At 72.1% G+C, this 19,269-nt stretch carries 14 protein-coding genes and 1 tRNA gene; 8 read left to right on the top strand and 7 right to left on the bottom strand.

Annotated features, from left to right (window positions below; all coding sequences use genetic code 11):
• Positions 1-23: 23 nt before the first annotated feature.
• The 3 genes from EER30_RS42835 to EER30_RS42825 all read right to left on the bottom strand — a co-directional run bounded on the left by EER30_RS42835 (position 24) and on the right by EER30_RS42825 (position 4,926).
• Complete coding sequence (locus EER30_RS42835; protein WP_240670675.1) at positions 24-3,602, bottom strand: S8 family serine peptidase; 3,579 nt, start codon at positions 3,600-3,602, stop codon at positions 24-26.
• A 123-nt stretch (positions 3,603-3,725) separates the two neighbouring features.
• A complete protein-coding gene (locus EER30_RS42830) occupies positions 3,726-4,442 on the bottom strand; it encodes a hypothetical protein (RefSeq protein ID WP_127507938.1) in 717 nt (238 codons plus the stop codon).
• A complete protein-coding gene (locus EER30_RS42825; protein ID WP_255437158.1) occupies positions 4,435-4,926 on the bottom strand; it encodes an RNA polymerase sigma factor in 492 nt (163 codons plus the stop codon). Before EER30_RS42825 ends, EER30_RS42830 begins: the two co-directional genes overlap by 8 nt.
• 173 nt (positions 4,927-5,099) lie before the next feature.
• On the opposite strand from EER30_RS42825, the gene EER30_RS42820 reads away from it, so the two are divergent.
• From EER30_RS42820 to EER30_RS42785, 8 genes are all read left to right on the top strand, one after another.
• Positions 5,100-6,302, top strand: a complete 1,203-nt coding sequence (locus tag EER30_RS42820; protein ID WP_127507934.1) for a YncE family protein — start codon at positions 5,100-5,102, stop codon at positions 6,300-6,302.
• Positions 6,303-6,495: 193 nt separating this feature from the next.
• Entirely contained in the window at positions 6,496-7,488 is a 993-nt protein-coding gene (locus EER30_RS42815; RefSeq protein ID WP_349290919.1) for a polysaccharide deacetylase family protein, read from the top strand.
• Positions 7,489-7,543: 55 nt separating this feature from the next.
• A complete protein-coding gene (locus EER30_RS42810; RefSeq protein ID WP_127507932.1) occupies positions 7,544-8,011 on the top strand; it encodes a permease-like cell division protein FtsX in 468 nt (155 codons plus the stop codon).
• A 51-nt stretch (positions 8,012-8,062) separates the two neighbouring features.
• Complete coding sequence (locus tag EER30_RS42805) at positions 8,063-8,338, top strand: hypothetical protein (protein WP_127507930.1); 276 nt, start codon at positions 8,063-8,065, stop codon at positions 8,336-8,338.
• A 104-nt stretch (positions 8,339-8,442) separates the two neighbouring features.
• A complete protein-coding gene (locus tag EER30_RS42800) occupies positions 8,443-9,189 on the top strand; it encodes a hypothetical protein (RefSeq protein WP_127507928.1) in 747 nt (248 codons plus the stop codon).
• 9 nt (positions 9,190-9,198) lie between these two features.
• The gene (locus EER30_RS42795; RefSeq protein ID WP_127507926.1) at positions 9,199-9,570 is read left to right on the top strand and encodes a VOC family protein; all 372 of its coding nucleotides are present in this window, start codon (positions 9,199-9,201) and stop codon (positions 9,568-9,570) included.
• A 274-nt stretch (positions 9,571-9,844) separates the two neighbouring features.
• The gene (locus EER30_RS42790; protein ID WP_127507924.1) at positions 9,845-10,600 is read left to right on the top strand and encodes a sensor histidine kinase; all 756 of its coding nucleotides are present in this window, start codon (positions 9,845-9,847) and stop codon (positions 10,598-10,600) included.
• Entirely contained in the window at positions 10,597-12,459 is a 1,863-nt protein-coding gene (locus tag EER30_RS42785; RefSeq protein ID WP_127507922.1) for a response regulator, read from the top strand. Before EER30_RS42790 ends, EER30_RS42785 begins: the two co-directional genes overlap by 4 nt.
• A gap of 159 nt (positions 12,460-12,618) precedes the next feature.
• Here the strand turns inward: EER30_RS42785 and EER30_RS42780 are convergent.
• The 4 genes from EER30_RS42780 to EER30_RS42765 all read right to left on the bottom strand — a co-directional run bounded on the left by EER30_RS42780 (position 12,619) and on the right by EER30_RS42765 (position 19,264).
• A tRNA-His gene (locus EER30_RS42780) sits at positions 12,619-12,694 on the bottom strand.
• Between the two features lie 112 nt (positions 12,695-12,806).
• Positions 12,807-13,403, bottom strand: a complete 597-nt coding sequence (gene orn, locus EER30_RS42775; protein WP_127507921.1) for an oligoribonuclease — start codon at positions 13,401-13,403, stop codon at positions 12,807-12,809.
• Between the two features lie 289 nt (positions 13,404-13,692).
• The gene (locus tag EER30_RS42770) at positions 13,693-17,325 is read right to left on the bottom strand and encodes a hypothetical protein (protein ID WP_127507920.1); all 3,633 of its coding nucleotides are present in this window, start codon (positions 17,323-17,325) and stop codon (positions 13,693-13,695) included.
• Positions 17,326-17,593: 268 nt separating this feature from the next.
• Positions 17,594-19,264: a copper resistance CopC/CopD family protein gene (locus EER30_RS42765; protein ID WP_127507919.1), complete on the bottom strand. Its 1,671-nt coding sequence runs from the start codon at positions 19,262-19,264 to the stop codon at positions 17,594-17,596.
• Positions 19,265-19,269: the final 5 nt, after the last annotated feature.

The following is a 19,269-nucleotide window of genomic DNA, read 5'->3' as shown; positions in this document are numbered from 1 at the left end:
CCACCTGTCCTCGGCGAGCGGTCTCATGACCGGCCGTACGCCCGGATCACGGTCTGGGTGACCGAGTTGCCGGACTTGTCACTGGCGGTGACCCGCAGCGAGACGGTGCCCTTGCCGGCCGGGACGATGACCGCCGAGCCGAGGGTGAGCGCCGTCTTCCAGGTCTTGCCCTCGTCGGCCGAGGTCTCGACCTTGACCTTCGCCGCGCCGGGCACCTTGACGCCCAGCACGTGGGGAAGCTTCGTGGCCACGCCGCTCGACGACACCGGGGCGGTGTAGCCGACCTGGAGCAGCGGCAGCTTGCCGTCCGCGCCCGACTTGAAGGTCCAGTCGGTCGCGGTCGAGCGGCCGTAGAGCCAGTCGTCGCCGAGGTTGCGGTCGGTCGTGAGCGAGAGCTTGTAGGTCGCGTTCCCGGCCGGAACCGGCACGTCCTGCCAGCCGTCGTTCAGCGTGGCCAGTTCAGCGCCGTTGCGGTAGAGCGTGGCCGGCGCCGGTTCGAGCAGGTAGTGGCGGTCGCTGCTGTCCACGAAGGACGCCACTCGCAGGTTGAGCACGTTGCCCGAGCGGGTGTTGCTGTGCCCGGCGGGCGTGGCCGGGCGCACGACCGGCGCGTTCCAGGCCTCCGAGGAGGAGCCGGCCTTCGCGTACGAGGTGGCGTCGTCCCAGATGCCACCCTCGAGGCTGCCGCCGATGCCGCCCCAGGGCCACGCGTGGTGCACCTGGTGCTGCCACACGGTGTCGCCGGTCGAGACCCATTCCTCACGGACCGAGGGCGTACGGATCTGGCGCTCGGCGTCGTTCCACGAGTACTCGTGGGCCGGCCGCCAGCCGAACCGCTGCTCCTTGACCCAGTCGAAGCCGCCGTTGTGCGGGTAGCTCGACGTGATGCGGTAGGTGTTGGCCGCGGTCACCTTGTGCACGATCTGGCTGGGCACGCGGTCCTTGGTCACCTGGAAGACGTCGTACAGGTAGGGGCTGTTCGGGGTGAGCGTCAGCGTGATGCTCGCGCCGGGCTTGGCCGCCCGGGCCAGGATCTTCTGGGCGTCGTCCCACGGAACCAGGGCGGTGGGGATCGGCATGCGGTCACCCTCGGGGCTCCACGGCTGCCAGGCACTGCGGTCGGCCGGCAGTGCGACCAGCGCGAAGGCCGCCCCGGCCGCGGCCGCTGCCGCCGCTACGTCGTCCTGGTTGTCGCCCTCGACCACGACGGCCTTACCGCGTACGTTGCCCTTCAGGCCCTTGACCAGGTCGAAGCGGCGGGTGCCCTCGTAGGTCGGCGAGTAGACGCACAGGTTGATGTCGAGCGGACCGGTCACGCCGGGAATGCTCGCCTGCACCAGCGGGGCCACGAGCTGCCACCGCGACGAGAACTCGTAGCTGCCCTTGCGCAGCTTCGCGGTCGGCGTCACGTTGATCGCCTGCGTGGTGCTGAAGCTCATGAAGCCGTTGATGATGCTGCGACCGGTGCCGGTCACGCGGTGCACGTAGTAGCTGAGGATCGACTGCTGCTCGGCCGGCTTGGGCGTCTCGATCTTGATCGGTTTGCCGGTACGGGCGTCGAGCACCACGGTCAGGTCGCGATCGACCTTGAGCTCGGGGATCGTGACCAGCGTTTCCTGCTCGTCCAGCGGCACGCCGTCGGGGATCAGGGCGTCGACCAGGTAGTCGCCCTCGCCGACCTGGTAGGTGCGGCTGGTGCCGTAGAAGTAGTCGAGGATGTCGAAGCGCTGGTCGTCGCCGAACATCTGGAAGGCGGGAACGGCCGCGGGCTCGCCCGACCGGTTGATCGCCTTGAACGTCACGGTGTGCCGCGGCCCGTCGAGCAGGCCACCGATCGCGGTCGTCACCTTGACACCGGAAGCGCCAGTGGCGGTCAGCCAGCCGCTGAACCGTCCCGGTGATGCCTTGCTCTGGTCGAAGGTCAGCGTCACGTCGGCGCTGCCCCCGGCGGGCACGGTGACGGTCGAGGCCGAAGTGGTCACCTGCTCGACGTTGTCGCTGAGGGTCAGCGTCACCGCGGTCGTGCCGCTGTTGGTGTAGGTGACCTTGCGCGTGACCTGGGCCGGGGTCTCGCCGAGCTCACGCAGGGCGAAGTCGGCGACGCCGGTGCCGAAGACCTGCTGCGAGGTGGCTCGGGTCAGGTCGACCCGGCCGGCGCCCTGGGAATAGACCGAGGTGTCGGCCGTGGTCTTGGCCGTGCTGACCAGCTCGTTCTTGATCTGCTCGCCGGTCCAGTCCGGGTGCTGCTGCGCGATGATCGCGGCGGCGCCGGCCACGTGCGGCGTGGCCATCGAGGTGCCGCTGGCCGAGGTGTAGAGCTCGTCGACCACCCCGCCCATCGACGTGCCGGCGGCACGGGCCGCGACGATGCCGACGCCGGGGGCGGTGATCTCGGGCTTGAGGCCCTCGTCGCCCCAGCGCGGGCCACGGCTGGAGAAGTCGGCCATGTGGTCGTCCCGGTCGACCGCGCCGACGGTGAGGGCGGTCTTGGCGACGCCGGGGGTGCCGACGGTGTAGTCGCCGCCCTCGTTGCCGGCCGCGATCACGAAGAGCGCGCCGGTCTCGGCGGTGAGCTCGTCGACCGCGACGCTCATCGGGTCGGTGCCGTCGGTCGAGCTGCCGCCGAGGCTCATGCTGACGATCTTGGCGCCCGAGCGGGCGGCCCACTCCATGCCCGAGATGATCATCGACTCGGAGCCGGAGCCGCTGTCGTCGAGCACCTTGCCGATCACGAGCTGCGCGCCGGGGGCGACGCCCTTGCGCGTGCCGTTCGAGCCCGCGCCCGAGCCGGCCACCGTGGAGGCGACGTGCGTGCCGTGGCCGTGGTGGTCGACGGCGTCCTCGCTGACCCCGCTGAAGTCGCGCTTGTCGGCGATGCGGCCGGCCAGGTCGGGGTGGGTGGGGTCGACGCCGGTGTCGAGCACGGCCACCTTGACGCCCTTGCCGTCGAGACCGGCCTTCCAGGCGTCGGGCGCGCCGATCTGCGCCGTGCTCCGGTCGAGCAGCGACTTGACCTTGCCGTCGAGCCAGATCCGGCCGGCGGCGGCGGTGCGTGCGCCGTCCGAGCCCACCTGCGTACGCCAGAAGCTCGCGAGCGAGTCCTTGTCGGCCTTCACGGCGACCGCGCCGATGCTGGGCAGCTCCTTGCCGGCCGGGGCGCCGAGCGAGCGGGCGGTCGCGGCGCCCTGCGACGACTTCACGATCAGCGGGAGAGTGGGGCTGGCGGTGTCGCCGAACCCGCTGTCGATCAGGTGCTGCACGTCGAAGAGCTCGGCGTCGAGACGACCGTCGGCCAGCAGTCGCACGGCGTCGCTGGGCACGACCCGTACGCCCTCTTTGGTCTCGGTGGTCGTGAACGAGATGCGTTCGCGTCCAGGCCCCGGCCGCACCGTCGCCGCCACCCGGCCGTCGCCCGCGGGGGCGAGCTGAACGACGTCGCCGGTGACGAGAGTGATCGCCTGCGCCGCCCGGGGGGTGGCGGACTGAGCAGGCGCTGGTGCGGCCGGGGCGGCAGCGGCGGGCCCTGGGGGAAGCCCGGCGACACTGCCGGCTCCGATCAGGACGCCGGCGAGTGCACCGGTGAGACGCTTGTGTGGTGACAAGGCCGACTCCTTAGCGTGCGGGGGTGACACGCATTTTGAAGTGGCCCGATGTCTCACCGGGAGGCTTTGGCGCTGCCGCACAGACGACATGGCGCGAAGTGGACAGGGGTTGAACCGAACCGGTCAGGCGAGTGACAGGGCGACGGCGCGGGCCTCGTCGAGGCTGGTGAAGCCCTCGAGCCGATAGGTCACCCGGCCCGATTCCCAGATCAGCGTGGGCGTCGCGAGCCGGGTGGTGGCGGTGCGTTCGACACCGTCGCGGTCGACGTAGGTCAGGGCGTGCCGGACGGGCAGCCAGACCGCCATGCTCCCGGGCAGATCGACCCATTCGGCCTGCTGAGTTTGCTTGATGAACGAGCCGGCCTCGCCGTCGATCTGGTCGAAGCGCACCGCACCACCCCGGTATTGCGCGGTGATCATCCGGGGCATCCCGGCCGCGTCGGGATCGACGATCTCGACGCGCTCGGGCGGGCCGAGCTTTTCCGGCCAGCGTACGGGGAAGGGCGCGCGCTGCTCGGCCTGAGCGACCGTGACCTCGCCGGTCGAGGGCAGCGGGCTCGGCGTCGCGGCCGGGGGCGCCGCCTGGCCGGACTGGCGCACCTCGATGCCCGCGACCCGCAGGACACTGACGACCGCGTCGACCACGGCGGCGCGGGCCGGTTCGACCGCGACGACGGTGATCGCGACGGCGGCGACGGCCGCGGCGAGCCACATGCGCAGCCGGTTCTGTTTCGGCGGGGCGGCCAGGCGGGCGCGGACGGCGGCGCGCTGGTCGGCCGCCTCGGGGACGTCGAGCCAGGTGTCCAGGTCGCGCAGCTCGGAGATCAGGTCGTCATCCACCGGACACCTCCTCCGCGCGCAGGTGCTCGCGCAACCGGCCCAGGGCCCGGGCCGTGCGCGACTTCACGGTGCCCTTGGGCACGCCCAGTGCGGCGGCCGTCTCCTGTTCGCTGAGGTCGAGCAGGAAGCGGCAGACCAGCACGTCCTGGTCGCGCTCGGGCAGCAGCCGCATCCGTGCGACCAGGTGGGCGCGCCGGTCGCGGGCGAGCACGGTGTCGGCCGGGTCGGGGGCGTCGGGCAGCGGTTCGGTGACCGCGGCGGCGCGCAGGGCCAGGCCGTCGCGACGTCGGCGCGAACGGTGCAGGTTGCGGGTCTCGTTGGCCACGATGGCGAGAAGCCACGGGCGGAAGCCGGACTCGCCGCGGTAGCGCGACAGCTGCCGGTACGCCTTCACCAACGCCTCCTGCACCACGTCGTCGGCGTCGTCCCCGGCGCCGAGCAGCACGGCGGCCCGGTGCGCGGGCACGGTGTAGCGAGCGACCAGGACCTCGTACGCCCCCAGGTCGCCACCCCGCGCCCGGCTGACCGCCGTCGCGTCGTCGATCTCGGTGTCCGCGCTCAGTTCGGCTCCCTACATTCGCACTGACACTGCACTGACACCGGCCGGCGCGGGATGGTTCCCGGGAACCTGTCGCCGATTTGTGGTGTCACCCGGGCATGACCACTCGCCGCTCGTTCCTCGCCCTCTCCGGAGGCGTCCTCGCCCTCGCCGCCTGCCGCGAGGGTCCGGCCGCTGCTGTCACCGTCGCGGCCGAAGTGCCCGACGTCGTGCTGGCCGGCAGCGGGAACGGGGTGATCCGGCTCAGCGGCACCCAGGTCAGAAGCCTCGGCGCGCAATCGGTGCTGAGCCGCGACGGTGACGCCGCGTTCGTCGTCGACGACGGCGGCCTGCAACGGCTGGACGCGACGACCGGGGCACCCATCCACAGGCAGGACATCGGGGGTGGATGGGTGCCCCGGGTGGCGGCCGAGTCAGGTGATCTCTGCGTGCTCGCGCAGACCCCGGCCGCCGATCCGCCGCTGGGCCGCAAGACCTCGCCGCTGCTGGTGATCGGCCCCGGCCGTACGCAGAAGTTCAACCTGCCCGGCTGCGTCGAGCCGGACGCCTTCACCTCCGACGGCGGCGGCCTCTTCGTGCTGGATTGGCTGCCCGCCGACAAGCCCGACCACTACCGCGTACGGCTTCTCGACCTCAACGACGGCAAGACACACCCGCTGTTCACCCGGGACAAGCGCCCGGTGCCCGAGGGGGCCGAGGAGCAGATGCGGGGCCGGGGACGGCAGGCGGTGCTGTCGGCCGACCGGCAGGTGCTCTACACGCTCTACACGCACCAGCCCGAGCACCAGCACACCCGCAATCTGCTCAACGGCACCCGGAACCACGTGCACGCGTTCGTCCACGTGCTGCATCTGACGCAGCGGTGGGCGTACTGCCTGGATCTGCCGGACCCGTTCGGGCACGGCTCGGCCGAGGGCCACGCGCTGGCCGTGCAGCACAAACGGCTGGCCGTTCTCGACACGGCTTCCGGTGCCATCGCGTACGCCGACACGGAGTCGCTCAAAATCCAGCGGACGGCCCGAATCTCGGCCACCGGCGGGGTGGCGGGTCTCGCGCTCGGCCCGGACGGCCGCACGTTCGCCGCGGACGGGGCGACCGTGCAGGTACTGGAACCCGAGACCGACGGGCTGATAGGCAAGTGGGCGCTGCCGAGTGCCGTACGCGGCCTGGGTCTGAGCAAGGACGGGGCGCGGCTCTACGCCGGTGGCGATAACGAGCTGTCGTGGTTGAACGCCGCCTCGGGCGAGCTGCGGGGACGCACGCGGGTCGACGGCATCACCGGCCTACTTTCCGTCGGTTGACCGAAAGTTCCGAGCTTCGATCGACCCCGATAAACATCGTGAGCAGCCGATAAGTAATCGGAAGTTAGCGGTTGACGCACCCGTGGACGCGCTCCCACTATGGAGGGCAACGACAATCGTCGATGGCTGCGGCGGGCGGTCTCCACCGGCCCTCCGCCGTGGCGTTCCCCGACCACGACGAAGGTGAATCCCCGTGAAACGGATCCGTCCTCGATCCCTGCTCCTGACCACCGCGGTCGCCCTGCTCGCCGGAGGTGCCGCCGTGGCCCTGTCCCCCTCCGCCGGCGTCGCCGCGGCCGACTGCAGCAACGGCTACGTCGGCCTGACCTATGACGACGGCCCCAACTCGGGCTCGACCAACAACCTGCTGAACGCGTTGCGCAGCAACGGTTTGCGGGCCACGATGTTCAACACCGGGCAGAACGCGGCGGCCAATCCCGGGCTCGTCGCCGCCCAGGTTTCGGCGGGCATGTGGGTCGCCAACCACAGCTACTCCCACCCGCACATGCTCACCCTCAGCCAGGCACAGATGTCCTCCGAGCTGTCCCGCACCCAGACGGCGATCCGCAACGCCGGTGGCGGCACCCCGACGATCTTCCGGCCCCCGTACGGCGAGACGAACGGAACTCTGCAGTCGGCCGCCTCGGCACTGGGCCTGCGCACCGTGACCTGGGACGTCGACTCGCAGGACTGGAACGGCGCCAGCACGGCCCAGATCGTGCAGGCTGCCGCACGGCTCACGAACGGCCAGCTGATCCTCATGCACGACACGTACGCCACCACCATCGCGGCCATCCCGCAGATCGCGGCGGGGCTGGCCCAGCGCGGGCTCTGCGCCGGCATGATCTCGCCGACCACCGGCCGCGCGGTCGCTCCCGGGGGCGGCTCGAACCCGACCACCCCGCCGCCGACGAGCGGCAGTTGCACGACGACCTACACCGAGGGCCAGAAGTGGTCGGACCGCTTCAACGGCTCGATCACGGTGAACGGCACGAACAACTGGGTGGTGACGGTGACGATCCGGTCGCCGCAACGGGTCATCGCGACCTGGAACGCGTCGGTGAGCTGGGACAGCACGAACACCGTGATGACCGCGCGGCCCAACGGCAACGGCAACACGTTCGGCCTCACGATTCAGCACGGCGGCAACTGGACCTGGCCGTCGCTGGCCTGCCGGGTGGGTTGACGGCTCGTGTGCCGGGGTCGCGCGCGACCCCGGCACACGGTTACTGTGCCCCGTTGTGCGCCGTTTGCTGACTGCCCTCGTCACCACCATCGCCCTGCTCGGACTGGCCGGGTGCAGCCTCTTCGAGGACTCCGACCGGGAGAAGATCGAAAAGATCATCGACAAGGAGGGCGGCTTCGCGGTCTTCCTGTCGCCCAACGTGACCGAGCCGCAGAAGACCGCGATCGAGCAGGAGCTCAGCGGGTTGCCCGAGGTCACCACCGTGACCTTCGAGAGCAGCGACGAGGCGTACCGGAAGTTCAAGGAACTGTGGGCCGACGACCCGAAGTTCGTCGAGAGCGTCAATCCCGACAGCCTCCCGCCGTCCTTCAAGGTGCGGATGACCGGCGCTGAGGCGACACGGGCTCTGCGCGACAGTGAGAGCGCGGCTCGGCTGAACAAGCTTCCCGGCGTTACCAGCATTCTTTTCAACTGCATGGACTACGACGAGTGCAAGAAGCTGATGGAGGAAGTCGAGAGCTGATCATCGGAGTGGCGCATAGTACTTTTGTTGTCAAATCGCTACTTTAGTGTCATGGCAACGTACTCACTCCGCGGCGCTCTGCTGCGGTCGTTGCCTTTTCTGCTCCTGCTGCTGACGCTGGGCCTGACCGCGCCGCAGACGACAACACAGGTGCTCTCCTCCACGGGTGTGGAAGTAGCCACCCCGTCGGACTCCACGGTGGACGCCGTCGAGACCGCCCCATCCCGTACGCCGGAAGGGCCTGTCGCCGACCGCACCCGCGTTCTCACCGCGCAGCAGACGGCCGGGGTCGCCGGCTCGCGCGCACCGCCCTTCGTCTCCGCCTGACCACGCCCTGACGGCCTTCGCGCCGCGCCCGTGGTCGCCGCCCGCGCCCTCCCACCGACGGGAACGCGCGCTTTGACGAATCGAGCGGACAGGACGACCTGGCGATGAACGTTGTTGCGGAGACACTGCTGACGACCCCGGCCCCCGCCGCCATCTGGGCCACCCTCTGGATCCTCACGCTGCCGGCGATCCTGCTGCTGGCCAACCCCGAGGCGATGCGCAACCCGTGGCAGGCCCTGCGCTCGCACCTCGGCGAGAAGCGCCGGCTCGCGGTGCTGGAAGCGTTGGCGGCCAAGCAGTTCGCCGACGAGGTGCGAGTCGCGGCCGAGCGGGCCTCGCTGGCCGCCGGACGCTGGCAGGAACGGTGGGAGCAGACCACCGACGAGGTCTCGGAGGCGTGGCAGACCTGGCTCGACGCCGACGCCCGGCTGCGGGCCCGGCGGGCGGCGGCGGGCTTCGGCCTCCCGTGGAGCGCGCAGACCCCGACCGAATACGCGGCCCGCGAGCGCTTCCTGCACCGGGTCGTGCGCGCCGCGGCGGGCGACGGCTGGCTCCCGGCCGCGGCGGTGGCCGACGCGCTGGCCGGCCGGGGCGGCTGGGACCCCCGGCTGCACCCGCTGGAGCAGGAACTCGTCATCGGCCGGGCCGCGGCCGGGCACCTGCGCGACCGCTACGAACGGGCCGTCGCGGCCGAGCGGGCCGCCCGGCACGACGCCACACTGGCCCGCCGGACGAGCGACAGCCTGCGACGCGAATGCTGGACCGCGGCCGGGCGCGCCGCCGACCTGCGCCGCCTGCTGCCCGCCCGCACCGTGGCCACCGCGCTCGCCGAGCAGCCCGCGATCGCCTAGTTTGCGAGTATGGCAACGCACTGGACTCTCGGCGGGGACGCGTCCGATCCGCACCGGCTGGCCGCGTTCTGGGCCGGGGCGCTCGGTTACGTCGCCGAACCCGGCTACGACGAACCGGACGGAGCCTCGATCATCGACCCGTCGGGGCGGGGGCCGGCGATCAGCTTTCTGCTGGTGCCCGAGGTCAAGACGACCAAGAACCGGCTGCACATCGACCTGCGGGTCGGCGGCGACACCGACCAGCGGGAAAGCCTCATCCGCGCCAAGGCGGCCGAGCTGGTCGCGGCGGGCGCGACCGAGATCCGGGCCGAGTACTACGACGGCCGGTTCGGCCACGTGGTGATGCTCGACCCGGAGGGCAACGAGTTCTGTGTAGCCTGACCGTCCTTTGTGTTCACGAATGAAATCGTGAACCAGGATCAGGCCTTTCCGAACGCGCGCGGACTCGTGGGCCAGGGCTCGACCTTTGTGGACAGATCGGGCGAATCGACGGGACGCCGGCCTCGGAGCTGCGGCCGGCCGCGATGCTGCCGATTGTCGCCCGCGCCCGGCGCGGCACGCTGATCGATATTTGGCCCGAACCATCCGGATCCCCCCGTCGCCCAGAAAGCGCAAATCGCTCATATTCACCGGATCGCCGCACTAGGGTCGAGCGGTGAGCACCGGCACGGCGGGCACCGAGGAGGTTCGCCGCCTCAACGACGAGCTCGAACGGCAGGTCCGCGAGCTCGACGCCTTCGCGTACTCGGTCTCGCACGACCTGCGCGCGCCGCTGCGCAGCCTCGAGGGGTTCAGCCAGATCCTGATCGAGGAGCACTCCGGCCGCCTCGACGCCGAGGGGCAGCGCTACCTCGAGCGCATCCAGGCCAACGTCGAACGAATGGCCGAGATGATCGACGCGCTGCTCGACCTGTCCCGCGCCACCCGGTCCCAGCTGCGCCGGGAGCGTACGGACCTGACCGCCCTCGCCCGCGAGGTGGCATCCGAGCTGGTGGCGTCCGACCCGGCCCGCGGCGTGCGCTTCGAGATCGCCGAGGGCCTGGTCGCGCCGGGCGACCCGCACCTGATCCGGCTGGTGCTGCAGAACCTGCTCGGCAACGCGTTCAAGTTCACCGCCCGGCGCGTCGCGGCGGTGATCGCCGTCGGCGTCGAGGACCAGGACGGCGTGGACGTGTTCGTCGTGTCCGACAACGGCGCCGGCTTCGAGATGGGTCACGCCGAGCGCATGTTCGACCCGTTCCAGCGGCTGCACGCGACCGGCGAGTTCGAGGGCACGGGCGTCGGCCTGGCGATCGTACGGCGCATCGTCACCCGGCACGGCGGCCGGATCACCGCCGACGGCTCCCCCGGCGAGGGCGCCGCGATCCGCTTCAGCCTGGCGCCGGGGCCCTCCGGGTGGACGATCCGATGACCGACGACCAGATCAACGTGCTCGTCGTGGACGACAACGACGACGACGCCGTACTGATCGACCATTCCCTGTCCCGGGCCGGGTTGCCGGTGCGGGTTGCCCGCGCCGAGACCTCCCACCAGGTGGCACGCGCGCTCACCGACCGGCCGGTCGACGTGGTGATCTGCGATTACAACCTTCCCGGCGTACGGGCTGAGGAGGTTCTCGCCCAGGTCAGGGAACACGATTCCGACATCCCGTTCGTCGCCGTCTCGGGCCAGGTCGGCGAGGAGGTGGCCGTCTCCCTGATGCGCGCGGGCGCCCGTGACTTCGTGCTCAAGGAGCGGCTGACCAGGCTCGCCCCCGCCGTGCAACGCGAGCTGCACGAGGCCGCCGAACGCCGCCAGCACCGGCGGGCCGAGGAGGCGCTGCGACTGCTCGCCGACCACGCCCACGACGTGATCTTCCGGTACCGGCTGCGCCCCTCACCGGCGATGGAGTACCTCAGCCCCGCCGTCGCGTCGATCACCGGGCACCGGCCCGAGGAGTTCTACGCCGACCCGGCCCTGATCTTCCGGCTGGTCGAACCGGACGAACGCCCCCTGCTCGAACGCTCGTGGCGCTCGGAGCAGCCCGGCACGCTGACGATCCGCTGGCGGTCCCGCGGCGGCGAACCGGTCTGGGTCGAGCAGCGGGCGTCCGCGGTCGCCGGGGCCGACGGCCGCCCGGTCGCGGTCGAGGGCATCCTGCGCGACATCACCGAGCGGGTGCGCATGGAGGAGCAGCTCCGCCAGGCCGAACGGCTCGACTCACTGGGCCGCCTGGCCGGGGGCATCGCCCACGACTTCAACAACATCCTAGCGGTCATCTCGGGCTACGCCGCGATGCTCACCGAGGAGCTCGGCCCCGACCACGAACTGAACGCCGACACGAAAGCGATCGAGCAGGCCGCGGCCCGGGGCAGCACACTGACCCGCCAACTGCTCATCTTCAGCCGCCTCGAACCGTCCCGCCCCGAGCTGCTCGACCTGAACGCGGTCGCCACCGACATGCAACGGCTGCTGTCCCGCACGCTCGGCGAGGACGTCGAACTGCGCACCGAGCTGTCCCTCGACCTGCCACCGATCAGCATGGACCGCGGCAAGCTCGAACAGGTCATCATGAACGCGGCGATGAACTCACGCGCGGCGATGCCGTCGGGCGGGCGCCTGACGCTCACGACCGAGCTCGTGCGGGCGACGGGTCACGTGCGCCTGTCGCTGACCGACACCGGCTGCGGCATGACGCCCGAGGTGTCGGCGCGGGCGTTCGAGCCGTTCTTCACGACCAAGGGCCGGGGCAAGGGTACGGGTCTGGGACTGGCCACGGCGTACGGCGTGGTGACCGACGCGGGTGGCACGATCACGCTCGACTCGGCCCCCGACGAGGGTGCGACCCTGCGGATCCAGCTGCCCCCGGCCGAGGTCGCGGCACCCACATCGACCCTGGTCAAACGTCCGGCCGGCTCGGCCGCGGGCAAGGGCGGGCGGGTGCTCCTCGTGGAGGACGAGGACGGCGTACGGGACATCGTCTGCCGGATCCTGCGGCGGGCCGGCTACGAGGTGCACGCGGCGGCCGACCCCGCCGAGGCGCTGCGGCTGGTCGGCGCCGGCCTGCACATGGACGTGCTGGTCAGCGACGTCATCATGCCCGGCATGTCGGGCACCCAGCTCGCGGCCGAAATTCGCCGGAGCCGGCCCGACCTGCCCGTGCTCTTCATGTCGGGCTACACCAGCGGCCCGGCCCCGGGCGGCCAGGAGATCCCGCCCGACGCGCCCCTGCTGCACAAGCCGTTCCAGACCGACAAGCTGCTGAGCGCCCTGCAGAGCGTGCTGCCCTGAGCTTGGTTCTGCCGCTCTCGAACGGGCTGCCGCCGTGGAAGGCCTGACGCCCTACAACGGGGTCGAACGCAGCACCGCGTCAGACCTCGCCCAGCCTCAGACGCCGCCCATGACAAAAGCCTGACCGCTTTCGCGGTCAGGCTTTTGTGTGCAATTTCTTGGGGTGATCGACGGGACTTGAACCCGCGACCCCCGGGACCACAACCCGGTGCTCTACCAGCTGAGCTACGACCACCATCGCGCACGAGAAAGCTTCCCCGTGGTGCCCGACAATCATAGCGGCATGCCCACGGGGCCCGTCGAGCGGGTTAGCAGCACGGTCGGGTGACGCCCCCGGGCCTGGCTTCTCAGAGCTCGGCGGCGATCGCCTTCGCGGTCTCGACGTCGGGGCCGGGGAGCGGGACGAAGATCGTGCGGCGGTAGTACTCGAGTTCGCGGATGCTCTCGCGGATGTCGGCGAGCGCGCGGTGGGCGAGGCCCTTGGCCGGCTGGCCGAAGTAGACCCGCGGGTACCAGCGGCGGCACAACTCCTTGATCGAGGAGACGTCGATCATGCGGTAGTGCAGGAACGAGTCGAGCGCGGGCATGTCGCGGGCCAGGAAACCACGGTCGGTGGCGATCGAGTTGCCGCAGAGCGGGGCCGTGCGCGGGTTCGGGACGAACTGCTGCACGTACGCCAGGACGGCTTCCTCGGCCTCGGCCATGCTGATCGTCGAGCGGCGGACCTCTTCGGTCAGCCCCGACTTGGCGTGCATGTCGCGGACGACGGGCGGCATCGCGTCGAGCGCCGCGTCGTCGGCGTGGATGACCAGGTCGATGCCGTCACCCAACACGTTCAGATCGGCGTCGGTGACGAGCGCGGCGACCTCGATGAGCCTGTCCTTGCCCAGATCGAGACCCGTCATCTCACAGTCGATCCACACCAAATGATCAGCCACCCGAATAGCCTACGCCGCGCGCGGGGACAGCGGTGTCTCGTCCTCCCCGGCCACCCGTCCGGGCACGACCCTCGCAGCCACGTGTTTTGTCCGCTTTCGGGCGATGACCTCCCACACGGTGCTTCAAGCGGCTAAACTGGTCTTAACGGACGAAGCCCCCCTTCGGTTACTCCGTTCCCCCGGTAAAGGGCCCTCCGCGTCGGCAGCGTGGAGGGCCCTTTCGGCGTTCCGCGGCTTCTCCCCGGCCGCCCGGACGCGGCGAAGGCCGCCCCGTGGGGCGGCCTTCGCCGGTCGGTCAGTTCTCGGGATCGGCGGCCGGTGCCGCCCGGCGGCGAGCCGACGGCGGGTCGGCCGGGGCCGGGTCCACGGGCGCGTCGATCGGCGCGGTCACCCGGCGACGGCGGCGCTGAGTGGTGCCGGACAACAGCTCGGCCGCTTCCGCCTGATAGGCGGCCAGCCACGCGGTGGGGGTGCCGCTCGCGGCCGGGATCGCCCCGGTGCTGGTGCGCAACGGGACGTCGGCGGACTGCCGGGTCGGTCGCGGGGTCGCCGTGGTGGTGGTCCGCGTGGCCGGCTTCGGCGTGGTGGCCGGTTTGGCCGCCGCGGCCGGCTTCGCGGTCTTTGCCGCGGTGGCCGGCTTGGCCGCCGCCGTCCGGGACTTGGCCGCGGCGGTCGAACGGGTCGTCGTCCTGGCCGTGGTCGTCTTCGTCGTCGTCTTCGCGGCGGTGGCTGTCTTGGCGGGAGCGGCCTTCGTCGCCTTCACCGGCTTGTCCGCGGCGGTCGCGTCACCCTCAGCCTTGGCCTTGGTGGCTCGGGCGCGGGTCGTCCTGGGCTTGACCGGCTTGGCCTCGGGCGCATCGGACTCGTCGACGAGCATGTCGGCGGCCGGCTCGGAACCCGCGGCCTCGGCCGCCGCGCGGGCGGCCACCGACTGGGCGGCCTTGCGCCAGGCGGCCGGGGCGGGGCGGCCGGCGCCGGCCCCGGACAGGCGACTCGGCGGCGCGGCTGCCGGTCCCCCGTCGACCCGGCTCTGAGCCTGGGCAAGCAGGTCCCGGTCGTCGGAACGGCCGGACCGGCGGCTCGCCGAGGACGCGGCCGTTGTGGTCCCCGAGTCCTCGCCGGCCGCGATCTCCACCCCGGCGTCGATCACCGGCACGGACTCGGGCGCGGCCCCGTCCTGCAGGTCGGCGGTGATGGCCGGCACGGACTCGGGCGCGGCCCCGTCCTGCAGGTCGGCGGCGATGGCCGGGTCGGGCTTCACCGTGGCGTCGACGGGTGCCGGCTTCGGACGCTGAGCGGGCGAGGCCGTCGAGGGCACGTGGTCGGCGGGGGCCCGCTCGCCACGGCCCGGCGCGTGCGCCGAGTCGGTAGGGGCCGCAGCGGGTGTCAGCCCGGAGATCCGAGCCGGGTGAGGATTGGCCGACGCCACCGCGGCGACCGACCCGTTGGACCCGGTCTCGCTGCTCGCGACCGGGGTTGCCGGGCGAAGCTCGGCCGGACGCCCCGAGGTCGCGGGCCGCGCCGGGGACGGAACGATCGGACGCGGCGGGGACGGCGGACGCGGCACGGTCGGGCGGGGCGGGGCGGGCGCGGTGGTCGCCTTCGCCGCGCCCGCGCCGGGCTCGTCCTTGCGCGTGTCGTCGCCGGTCGCCGATCCTGGGCGCTCCTTCTGCTGGTCAGCCGCAGCGTTGCCCTCGTCCGCCGGCTTCGTCTCTTCCCCCGCGTCGGCTGCCGGAGTCGGGGCGAGCTCCGCTGCCGCGGCGGTTTCGGGGGCCGGCACCGGCCGGATGGTCGCCCGTCCCTGATCGGTGCCGGCGTCCCCGGCCGGGCGAACCTCACCGGCGGATGAGGTGGCCGGCTCGCCGCTCTTCGCGGATGCCGGTGAACTGCCGGCCGGTCCTCCGCCCCTCCAGACGGCGGGGTCGACCGCGCTCGTGAACAGACCGGCGTCGGCGAACTCACCGCGGCGGTTCGCGGCGGGCGCCGGTCGCCCGGGGAAGGTGGTGGCCGCCGGGTTCGGACCCTGGCTTCCGGAACGGGAAGCCGCAGCCGGGACAGTGGGCGAACCCGCGTCGGCCACGGGGACAGACGGGCGGGCGGGCTTCGCCGCGCCGACCGGGCCGGGAGGAGTCGGGGACGCGGACGACCCTGCCGGGGTCGCGGTCGGGCCCGTCGGCGACGGAACAGCGGTGGATCCGGTGGCGGGGCCGGCAGCGGGGCCGGCAGCGGGCGAATCGGCCAGTGAGGTGCTTCGGCCGGCCGGCGACGGGCGGCCGACGGGCCGCGAAGGACCGCGACTCGGCGATGGCCGACCGGCCGGCGGGGACGGGCGCGCGGCCTGGGGCGACGGGCGGGCGGCCCGTGAAGCATCCGGGCGGGGCATGCCCGTCGCGGCCCAGTCGGTCGCCTCCGGGCCGGTGACCACCGACACCTTCTGGGCGGCGACCCGTGGGTCCCGGTCGTCGTCCATCGCCTCGCCGCGGACTGCGCGGGCATCGGCGGCACCGGCCGCATAGGCGGCGGCGACGGCGTCGACCGGGGTGGGGACTTCATCCGCCGGAGCCTCGGCCGACTTCAGCGGCGCGGCGGAGACGGTCTCCGGCTCGGGCGCTGTGGTGGCCGACGAGGCGGGGGTGACCGAACCCGCGGCAGAAGCGGCAACCGGAGCGACAGGGCCCGGCACCGAAGAGGGCATAGCCGGCACGCTGGTCCGCGGGGAGGCGGGCGACGATGCGCCCGGCTTGTCGGCGCCGGCTGCGGCACGACGCCGGGCCGCCTCGGCCAGGCGGGCGGTGGCCTGCGCCTCGGTCTCCCGGGCGCGTACCGGGGCAGTCTCCGCGACCCACGCCTCGACCGCCGACGGCTGGAACGCCGAGGCGTCCCCGGTCGACGACGCGCGGCGCTTCTCGGCGCGCTCGCCCTTCTTCGCGGGCGCCGGCTCGGCGGCCGGCGAGGAGATCGGTGAGGACACCGGCAGTGACGCCGCGCCCGCCCCGATGAACTCGAGCGGCTCCCCCGGCGCCGGGCGGTGGTCCGGGATGGCGGTCGCGGCCGCGTACTCCTCGGAGTCCGGCGGCACCCCGGGTCCGGCGGTCAGAGCCGGAGCGGGCGGCCAGGCCATGACCGCGGGCGCCTGGCCCGGCCGGGCGTCCTCCAGCGATCGCGGCCGGTGGGCGCCGACCGGCCGGCCCGTGGCGGGCAGGATCGGCATCGGCGCCCCGATGGCGCGCATCAACTCGGGAACCTGGCTCGGCTCGACCACGTAGACGATCTCGCGCCGGCGGGCCGGCCAGGCCAGCACGATCATGCCGACCATCACGAGCAGCGTGCCGAGGGTCAGCAGGCCCCAGGCGCTCGAGCTCAGCCAGCCCGGCCGCAGTTCGGCGGTCGCGCTCACCTGCAGGCCGGCGGTGGCCTCGGGGCGCATGACAACCAGGCTGTACGGGCCCCCGCGCACCTCGGACGGGGTCCATGCGATCTGGCCCGAACTGTCGGTGCGGGTCCAGAACGGGGCCTCGCCGGGCTTCTGGCGCGGCGACTGCTGGCCGAGCACCGCCGTCGTGGCGACGGGCAGCGCGCCCGTGCCGATGTCGACCGTGCTGACCTTGCTGTGCGGCACGCCGTCCAGGTAGTCGCGCACCGCGCCCGAGGGTGCCAGACCGAGGAAGGCCGGGCCCTCCTGCGTACGGGCGAGCAGGCGGAGCTGGGTGTCACCGACCCGGGTGAACGGTGCGTCGGTGCGCAGCAGGCGGTCGACGTCCTCGACCACGACGGCATAGCCGGGCGTGGACAGGCGCTGAAGGTCGCCGCTGAACGCGCCGGCCTGGTCACGGTGCTGCATGGCCGCCCACAGACCGGCGCCGGCCAGCAGGCTCGGCAGGCCGATGGTCAGCGTCAGCATCCCGAGAATGGTCCGGAACACCCGCATCAGCTTCTCCCCCTCAAAAGCTCCGGCGGTACTGGCGGAGACCATACAGATCCAAATAACCCCAAAGTGGTCAAATCGCTGCTAAATCGCTGATCAAAATGACAAGGGCCCGGCCCTCCGCACAGGAGGACCGGGCCCTTGCCGGGAGATCGCCGGTTGTCACGGCGGGGGTTGAGGGCCGCTCAGGGCGTCAGTGCCGGTGGGTCGCGGCGCGGCAATAAGCGCTCACTCGGCGCCGAACCGGGCCGCCGACACCCCGACGGCCTCATCAGTTGATCGTGGCGGTGGTAGACAGGGTCGTCTGGTCGATGTCGCTCGTGCGGGCGGTGATCTTGAAGGTCCACTCACCGGCCGCCGGCAGCGCGATGTCGCCGACCGCGTGGAAATCGGTGATGCGCAGCAGCGGGACCTGGATCGGCTCGATGCCCTTGGCGGGCAACGCGGCCGTCGCGGTCCACTCGATCACGGTGAGAGGTTTGTTGTCGGGTGTGTAGGCGTACAGGTGAATGCTGTTGTTGCCGACCTTGGCCGGGAAGATGTCGATCTGCAAAGCCATCTTCGGGCTGGTCAGCGTCTTGGTCACCGTGGTCGAGACGGTCGCGGTCTCGGACGCCTCGGCCGTACGCGGCGGCGCGATCTGCACCAGCGCCGAGGTCACGCCGAGCACGACCGCGGTCAGCGCCAGCTCGGCGATGACGATCTTGCGCAGGCCGGTCGGCGACTCCTCCGCGGCCTTCGAGAGCACCAGCCGGCGCGAGAAGAAGCCGGCGACGAGCAGGAGGGCGACCAGCCCCACCTTGGCCAGGATCAATTGGCCGTACGTGGTGAGGAAGAGCCCGTCGAGCGAGGACACCTCGATCAGCGCCTGCACGACGCCCGCCACGATCAGCGCCGCCACCGCCGTGACCGCCCAGCGCGACCAGATCGGCAGGATCGCCCCCAGCTCGCGCGGGCTGGCCTGGCGCAGCAGGAAGAAGACCAGCATGACGAGCCCGCCCAGCCACACCGCCATCGAGGCGAGGTGGATCGCGTCGACCACCACCGAGACGCCGGCCACCGGCGAGGCGGTCGGGTGCCCGGTCAGCGGCCAGGTGGCCAGGGCGGCCACGCCGAGCACGCCGAGCAGGGCCAGGTCGGTCTTGGAGTCGGTGCCGTTGCCGCGCAGGAACGGCCGCAGCAGCAGGGCGGTCGCGCAGATCACGCCGAGGCGCACCAGCATGACGGCACCGAACGTGCTGCCCAGCACGTCGCGCAGGTCCCCCACCCGTACGTCGAAAAGCCCTGACCCGGTCGAGTAGGGCGCCTGCAGCCACAGGGCGAGCAGGGTGCTGCCGAGGATCAGGCCGACGCCGGTCCAGACGAGCTTGGCCGGGCCGCGGCGGCTCAGGCGGTGCGGCCAGAGCAGCGCGAGCACGAGGGTCGGGCCGACCAGCAGCACCAGCCCGGCGTAGCCGAGGTATTTGCCGACCGGGATCAGGGCGCGGACGACGGGGTCGGTCTTGACGTCGTCGACGGTGGCGTTCGGGGTGGCCGACGCGGCGCCGACCGAATAGGTGAGGCTGCCGCCGACCGGGTGGCTGTCGGCCGAGAGCACCCGATAGCTGACCAGGTAGGTGCCCCGGCCGCCACCCGAGCGCAGCGGGATCGTGACGGTGCCGCCGTCGGCGGTGGGGTCGCCCTGGTCGGCGCGGGAGCCGTCGGGGGCGATCACCTGGATCTTGCCGGAGAGCAGAGCCACCGATTCGCTGAAGTTCAGCGTGATCTTGTTGGGCGCGTCGGGCACGATCGTGCCGTTGGCCGGATCGCTGGCGACCAGGGCCGCGTGCGCGCTGGCGGGCGAGGCCGGACCGAGCAGAATTCCGAAGAGGCCCAGCAACAACCCGGCCAAGGCTGCCAAACCATGACAAACCCGGCGCCGCTCAACAATCATGCCCGACATGGTGC

Source organism: Actinoplanes solisilvae (assembly GCF_003999975.1).
Taxonomy (GTDB): domain Bacteria; phylum Actinomycetota; class Actinomycetes; order Mycobacteriales; family Micromonosporaceae; genus Actinoplanes; species Actinoplanes solisilvae.
This window is presented reverse-complemented; position numbering and strand designations above follow the sequence as displayed.

What these genes read in the sequence shown, in the direction of transcription:
- EER30_RS42820 (WP_127507934.1), top strand. Translation starts at nt 5,100, where the DNA reads ATGACCACTCGCCGCTCGTTCCTCGCCCTCTCCGGAGGCGTCCTCGCC.
- EER30_RS42805 (WP_127507930.1), top strand. Translation starts at nt 8,063, where the DNA reads ATGGCAACGTACTCACTCCGCGGCGCTCTGCTGCGGTCGTTGCCTTTT.
- EER30_RS42800 (WP_127507928.1), top strand. Translation starts at nt 8,443, where the DNA reads ATGAACGTTGTTGCGGAGACACTGCTGACGACCCCGGCCCCCGCCGCC.
- EER30_RS42795 (WP_127507926.1), top strand. Translation starts at nt 9,199, where the DNA reads ATGGCAACGCACTGGACTCTCGGCGGGGACGCGTCCGATCCGCACCGG.
- EER30_RS42785 (WP_127507922.1), top strand. Translation starts at nt 10,597, where the DNA reads ATGACCGACGACCAGATCAACGTGCTCGTCGTGGACGACAACGACGAC.
- EER30_RS42770 (WP_127507920.1), bottom strand. Translation starts at nt 17,325, where the DNA reads ATGCGGGTGTTCCGGACCATTCTCGGGATGCTGACGCTGACCATCGGC.
- EER30_RS42765 (WP_127507919.1), bottom strand. Translation starts at nt 19,264, where the DNA reads ATGTCGGGCATGATTGTTGAGCGGCGCCGGGTTTGTCATGGTTTGGCA.